We start from the raw sequence: 6,423 nt of genomic DNA, 5'->3' as shown, positions 1-6,423 counted from the left end.
TCCCTACACGACGCTCTTCCGATCTCGGGGACGGCGCCGGCGGCGTCCCGATGGCGTTCACCTGCGCCCAAAACGCGGCGGAATCCATCCAGTCCACACCCTGGGCGACGGCGGAAAATATCCATTTTTGGCCTTCTTCGGGCAGCCACACGCCGGCCAGCAGGGTGCCCAAACCCGAATACACCGCCTGAACCCGGGGCGAGGCGACGCGCCACCGGCGCGGCGGACGGTACGGATCGGCGATGCGCGTCAGCGGGCAACGTATCGGCAGACGGCGCGATAAGGCGGCCTGATGGGCGGCTTCCAGGGCATCGCACAGCACACGAAGAAAAATCAGATAGCGCCAGGGGAGGGGGAGGGCGTTCGCCGGCAACGACTCCACACGCTCGGACAGCGCCTCCAGACGAGTCAACGCCTCCGGGAGCCACGCCAGAGAATCCTCGTTCCCCGGCGGCGGATCGACCGGTTGCGGACGGGCTTGGGCCAAAGCGCGCAAGCTGGCCGGGCCCAAAGCCACCCATTCCGGCGCTTCGCCCGCAAACCAGCCGGCCGCTCGCCGCTGCTCCGCTGCTGGAACGCCGAGGGGAGATAAGGCGACCGGCGGGGAAAGAGGCCGGGGTTCGCTTTTTCTCCCGAATAACCCATCCATCAGACCCATACCCATGCTCCGGTCCCGGCGTCACCGCGCCGATGATTGACACCTCTGTTTCGTCAATGCAATAGTTTAGTTTCTTATAGAGGTTCCCCCGCACCTCTTCAAAAAACCGGGGACAGGGTGTCCTACCTGTATAAACCTGGGCCGGGTGCTCCCGCACCGTCGTCAGCAAACGGGGAACAGCGCGTCTTGCCTGTCTAAACCTAAGACCCACAGGTGTCCTGCCTGTCTAAACCCAGGGCAACGCAGGGGGCCTCTGCGAACAAAAAGGCCCCAACGGTATCGCAACGCTCTGTGATTTCAACCACTCACCAAGGAAGGCGCAACCGGGATGGCGTGCGGGAAGCCCGGTAAAATCCGCCGTGCGGGCTGAGGGAATCCGCTGAGAGCCCAAAGAGTCTTCCAGATCTTTTGCAGCGCGAGGGGATCAGTCATTTTCGTGTCGGCCTGAGCCGATCACGTCGTAGAGGGCGCACATCCGCCTGTTGGATGCGCCTTTTAACCGTCGCTCTGGCCTGAAGGCCGAGGCGTTCTTCCGTCGGCATTCGCCGATGACCGTTCTATTCCGCTGGGGAACCTCCTATCCCCGGCGACGGGCGGGGTGCGTTCTCCGTATTTTGGAGACCCCCGTGCCGCAAAACACCCTCTCTCTCTATGCGGGGCGTCCTCTTTGGAGCCGCCGCTTGTCATCTTGCGCCCGCTTCGCAACACAGGAGGCGTGTGTTTCTATCGCATGACCGCCGCACGAACGTTAATTCCGCCACTCCGGGAGTTCAGCCATCGCCTGATCGAGTACCGGATCGCGGCCTTTCAGTTCCGCCGCCAAGGCTCACATCTCTTGATGCGTGACTTGAGCGGCAGCGACCTTGGCTTGATCAAGGGTCGTGATTTGCCGCAGATCGATTCCAGCCCGTGCGAAGCGCGGGGCTAAAGCGCGGCGTCCGGTGCCGTAAAACGCAACCGACCCGTAGCCGGATCGAGAAGAAAACAAGGTTCACCGCTCATGCTCATCCTCCCACTGTGGGGAGAATCGCAGCATCGCATGAGGGGTTCATTTTGCAACCCCACCGGGGACACCCTCCCCGGCCCAGGGCGTGGCGTGTCCTCTCTTTTTATTGGAGGCGCATCATGCCGTTGCTGTCGAATGAATACTTAGAGACTGTCGCAAAACTCGCCATTGATTTTGAACAAAAATTTAGCGCGGAACCCGCTTCTAGCCAGTTTTAACCCGACTCCACCATTAAGCAGATCAATAACTTAGTTTTTAGACAGTCTCTTAGAGACGACGCAAGACCGCGAATTTCGCCAGAACATTCGCTGGCTCTTACGGAAGGTCGATGAGGAAATTTTGACTCGGTTTATAAAATAAGCGAGAGCTTTTGCCGAGTTTCATAACGTCGTTGGGCCCGCTCGACGGACGCGGGGTCGCCCGTCAGGGCCGCCACTAGCAGTTCGTGCCAAGGCTTATCGGCAGCGCGTTCGGCCAACTGTCTCAGCGTGTCCTCCATGAAGACACAGGCGGAGAGCCGCATGGCCGTTCGGTAGTCCTCGAAGGTCTCAATCGCCTCCAGGCGAATCCCGAAGCGGGCGAAACGCCGCTGATAGGCGTGCCGTCCTTCGTCCGTCCAAATCAGCCGTCCATTCTCGTCGAGATGATAAAGCGGTTCAGGTTCATCCTCGTCGGGGATTGAAGTTTCGTCACCGTCTTTCATGCGCCCGCTCCAGTTCAGTGCTGAAGCCAGCATCGCATGAATCGTTCATTTTGCAACCCCACCGGGGACACCCTCCCCGGCCAAGGGCGTGGCGTGTCCTCTTTGTTTTATTGGAGGCACCCATGGATTTAAGCGGCTTGTCGCCGGCTTTCAAAGCGGTGATGGAAATTGCGGCTCACGCGGGATCGGACATGACCGTCCAGCAATCCCGTTCGATCTCCTTCCCCAGTGGCCGTTGCCAAGTGTGGGAGTTCAAGCCGGCCCTGCCGCCTCTGGAGCGGGAGCCGGTGGTCGTTGGCGTGTTCCTTCAAGGGAGAGGGATTGCGCGCTGGACGCCGTTGAACATGACGTTTGAAGGAGCCGTGGCGCATTACGAGCGCCTAGCGGATCTACGTTGGGCGGCGGAAGCAAAAGGCGCGCCGATAACGGCTCCACCCGTCTCAAACACTCCGATCCGCCCGTCCCCGTTGCACGGCAACGCCGTGATGGGGGCCGGGGGAATGTCCTGAGACTCTGGCCGACCGATCCGCAATGGCGGGCGGCTTTCGACCCGATCACCGGTGGGAGGACCCTCCTTCCGATCCTGAGGGGCGGCCATGGGTAAAGCCCCTCGGCTTTATCTTGCCCATGCGGCCCCTTCCCCAGCGCCGCCGGAAGACGCCCCTCTCGCCCTGCGGGGGGTGCGTCTTTAACGGCCTGTGCCACGACGGCGATTCGCCGGGCGGATCGTCCCAGAAGACCCACCCGCGCCGGTCGCCGTGTATCCGGTCGCCGAGTCGCAACCGGCGATGTTGTCGTTGTTGATCCCAGTCGGGGACACCTCCTCCCCGGCGGGGGCGGGGTGTGTCCTCATTTTTTATGGAGGCGCACTTGATGAAGAAAACGTTAGTGGGGGTTGCTGTGGTCGCCTTGAGCGGTTGCAGCACCATTCGATCTCTGGATGAGCGGATTTCCGCACACCTCCAGGGATCGTTCAGGCCCGCCGCTCGGACGAATGTCCGAGTGGTGGAAGACGTGAGGGTCTTCCGGCCCGTGCCGCTCAGAGAGGGGCCGGGCAACGGCTACAAAATCATCCGCATGCTGCAACCCGGAGAGACGTGGGTGCCCTTGGGCGCCATCGGCCCCTGGCAAGCGGTGCGGATAGGGCCACAGAGCGGGTTTATCTTTTCCCGCTCGGTGGCGAAGGCCGGGATCAAGACGGACGCGAACCGCCTTGATCCCGTGAAGTTTTAATCCACCGGGGATCGACCCAGTCCCCGGTGGGGAGCCGGGGCGATCTCCTTTTAGGAGAATACCATGGAGCTTAAGCAGGTTAAGAACTCTCTGGAAAGCCGCTCGGACGAAGAACTTCGACGGTTCATCCTCCACTGCGAACGCCTGATCGACAGCGCGGACGAAGACCTCCGCAAGGCGGCTCGTGAAGCGCTGAAGCGGGCCCGCGAGGACCGGGCCGCCCGCGAACTGTTGCGCGGGTTACCCCGTCATCCCGATGAGGGCCAGTAGTTTATCCATGCCCTCGGCCCTCCGTTGACGCCGTTCCTCAAGAGGCCTCAGGCGTCTTCCCCGAACGCCATCGGTGATGAAGTGCCGATCATCCCTGGCGTTATTCGCGTCGTCATCGTCCTTTTGATCCGGGGGTAGTCGGCGGTATTCGCGCATGGAGACGCTGCCCATCGCGTCTTCGACCTCCTCCAACGTGCGAAGCCGCCGGATATCGACGCCGACGCGCGCGAAGCGTGAGGCCAGAGCCGCTGGGCCGGTTCGGGTGAAGCGAATGCGCGGGGTCTGCGGATCGAGAAGCCCATAGCCGTCAAGAGCCAGGCGCGTTTCTGAACTCAGGGTCGCCTCCTTCTAGGAAATAATTTGGAGGATACCCCGAGTTTTTTGATGTCAAGCCCTTCCTTGGGGACCCCTCTCCCCAAGGGCAGAGTGTCCTCAGGGTTCTCTGAGGCGCACTCATGCAAGCGACCCTCTTTGTTGAAGAAACCCCCGCGCCGGTCGTGAAAACGCCTCCGGTCTCCCATCGCCCCTTACCGTTGGATATAAAGGGCGACTACCACGGCTGGCGCTCCGATGTGAGCTGCCTGGTCCAGCACTGGGAGGAACTGCATCTCTTGTTTCTCCAATCCTCGTTGCACAGCTTGGCGTCACCTTCCGAGCCGAAGGAACGAGAGGAGATTCTGCGGTGGCTGAATGCACCGCAGGTCCGGCATCCCGAACCCTTCAGCTTCCAGGCGTGCCTGGCTTTGTACGATCCCCGGCTGGAGGCTGAGGACGTGCAGTGTTTAGTGCGCCGAATCCTCCGCCGCTCGCGCGGCTAACGGTTTCCGGCGTTTCGTTCTTGATCTCTTCCCCGCCCTCACGGACGGGGATTTCCTCAAAACCCCCTCGGGGACGGTTCCTACCGATTCCCCGCAGGGGGAGCCGGGCGTGGAACCGCCTCCGCCACGAGGTATCGCCATGCAAGAATTTCAAGTCAATAAAACTTTTGGCATCGCCGCGCCCGATCCGGTTCGAGTCTCCGGCTTTGCAGCGCCGGGTCCGCTGACGCCTCAGATCGATCCGCAGTACACGTTTCGGCGGAACCTGCTCTCCGACCTCCTGGGATGGCATCGGGGAATTCAGTCCGGATCGATCCATGACGGGCTGTGGCTGACCGGCCCGATGGGGTCGGGCAAATCCAGCCTCATCGTGCAGACCGCCGCGCGCCTGAACCTCAATCTGGTCGAGGTCAACGGCAAGCGGCGCCTGGAAATCGCCGATTGGGTGGGACACCTGACCGCCGTGGGCAGCGATGTGCTGTTCCAAGACGGTCCCTTGACCACGGCGGTGCGCCACGGGGCGTGGTTCTTAATCAACGAGGCCGATCTGATTGACCCCGGCGAACTGGCGGGACTCAACACCCTGCTGGATGGCGGGCCGCTGATCCTCCCGGAGAACGGGGGCGAAGTCGTCTTTCCCGCGCCCGGTTTTGGTCTGATTGGCACCGCCAATACCGTGGGTCTGGGCGATGGCAGCGGCCTGTACGCCGGGGTGCAACGCCTGAACGCGGCATTCCTGGACCGGTTTTGGGTGGTCCAGGTGGACTACTTAACCGGAGAGGAAGAATTTGTCCTGGTCAAACGGCGCGTGCCGCAGATTAGGGACGAACTGTTGCGCGGCATGATCCAGGTGGCGGCAGAAGTCCGCGCCTTGTTTCAGGGTGAAGGGGAATCTACCGCACCGCTCGACATGACCTTTTCTTCCCGCACCCTGATCCGTTGGGCGTACCTGACGGTGCAGTACGCAGGCGACAAGAATCCGTTGATGCGGACGCTTCAACGGGCGTTGACGAATCGGGTGGAACCCGAAGCCGCCGAAGCGATTGAAGGAATGGCCCGGCGCATTTTTGGAGTGTCGAGCCCCGCCACCGGGGAAGACGCCCCGAACGCGGCGGGAACCATGGCGGCCAGAAGGCGTTCCGTGCTCACCGGCTTTAGCCCTAGAGTTTCCAGAATCTGATCCGACACCGGCAGTTCCTGGGGCCAATCGGTGAGGATTTGCTGGTCTTCGTGAGCGACCCGAAGACCGGTGAAGCGGCGCGCCACCAGCAACAGAAAGGCGACCACCGGTTCGTGGCCGGGTAACAATTCCACCCGACCGTGGGGAGTTCCCGATACGAGGGGAGTCCAGAACCCATGGAGCACGCTCTCTCCCGCGCCGGGGTTTGTGATGCGCCAGCCGACCGTTTCCAGTTGCCGAGCCACGGTCTGACCGACGTTTTCCAGAGCGGCCTGATCCGCCTGATCCTGAATCCGCAACCGCCAGTACAGAGCAGGCCCGGTAGCGGGGGGCGTCGGGGTCGAGGGGATGACCGGCTCAGGCCCTGCGGGTAGAGCGGTGACGGGGCGCAAGTCCTGGCCGTTATCGTCCAGCCAGTATTCGCCCAGTTCCCGATACCCCTTCACCCGCTTTTCCCGAATGCGCTGCGGGGCTTCCGCGAGCACACTGCCGTTGTGAAGTGGACCCCATGGTCAAGACAGTTTTTAGCCGAATTTAAGGTGGAGACACTCTGCG

The 6,423-nt window shown here is 62.0% G+C and carries 8 protein-coding genes; 6 read left to right on the top strand and 2 right to left on the bottom strand.

Features of this window, described 5'->3' with window-relative positions; genetic code table 11:
• On the bottom strand, window positions 1–658 hold a 658-nt coding region (locus BN874_RS12730; RefSeq protein ID WP_034433967.1), incomplete at its 3' end, for a hypothetical protein.
• A gap of 730 nt (window positions 659–1,388) precedes the next feature.
• On the opposite strand from BN874_RS12730, the gene BN874_RS12725 reads away from it, so the two are divergent.
• Window positions 1,389–1,586, top strand: a complete 198-nt coding sequence (locus BN874_RS12725) for a hypothetical protein (RefSeq protein WP_034433966.1) — start codon at window positions 1,389–1,391, stop codon at window positions 1,584–1,586.
• A 427-nt stretch (window positions 1,587–2,013) separates the two neighbouring features.
• Here BN874_RS12725 and BN874_RS12720 read toward each other — a convergent pair whose 3' ends face one another.
• The gene (locus tag BN874_RS12720; RefSeq protein WP_034433964.1) at window positions 2,014–2,367 is read right to left on the bottom strand and encodes a hypothetical protein; all 354 of its coding nucleotides are present in this window, start codon (window positions 2,365–2,367) and stop codon (window positions 2,014–2,016) included.
• A gap of 122 nt (window positions 2,368–2,489) precedes the next feature.
• Here BN874_RS12720 and BN874_RS12715 point away from each other — a divergent pair, with 122 nt between their 5' ends.
• The 5 genes from BN874_RS12715 (at window position 2,490) to BN874_RS12690 (ending at window position 5,868) form a co-directional block, all read left to right on the top strand.
• The gene (locus tag BN874_RS12715) at window positions 2,490–2,876 is read left to right on the top strand and encodes a hypothetical protein (RefSeq protein WP_034433962.1); all 387 of its coding nucleotides are present in this window, start codon (window positions 2,490–2,492) and stop codon (window positions 2,874–2,876) included.
• 361 nt (window positions 2,877–3,237) lie between these two features.
• Entirely contained in the window at window positions 3,238–3,600 is a 363-nt protein-coding gene (locus tag BN874_RS12710) for a hypothetical protein (protein ID WP_154724919.1), read from the top strand.
• 63 nt (window positions 3,601–3,663) lie between these two features.
• A complete protein-coding gene (locus tag BN874_RS12705) occupies window positions 3,664–3,870 on the top strand; it encodes a hypothetical protein (RefSeq protein WP_034433958.1) in 207 nt (68 codons plus the stop codon).
• Between the two features lie 455 nt (window positions 3,871–4,325).
• Window positions 4,326–4,688 (top strand): hypothetical protein, encoded by a 363-nt coding sequence (locus BN874_RS12695; RefSeq protein WP_034433954.1) that lies wholly within the window; start codon window positions 4,326–4,328, stop codon window positions 4,686–4,688.
• A gap of 139 nt (window positions 4,689–4,827) precedes the next feature.
• Entirely contained in the window at window positions 4,828–5,868 is a 1,041-nt protein-coding gene (locus BN874_RS12690) for an AAA family ATPase (RefSeq protein WP_051497807.1), read from the top strand.
• Window positions 5,869–6,423 lie beyond the last annotated feature (555 nt).

This window comes from Candidatus Contendobacter odensis Run_B_J11 (assembly GCF_000531125.1).
Lineage (GTDB): Bacteria > Pseudomonadota > Gammaproteobacteria > Competibacterales > Competibacteraceae > Contendibacter > Contendibacter odensensis.
The sequence above is the reverse complement of the archived record's forward strand: the minus strand, read 5'-3'. Positions and strand labels throughout refer to the sequence as shown.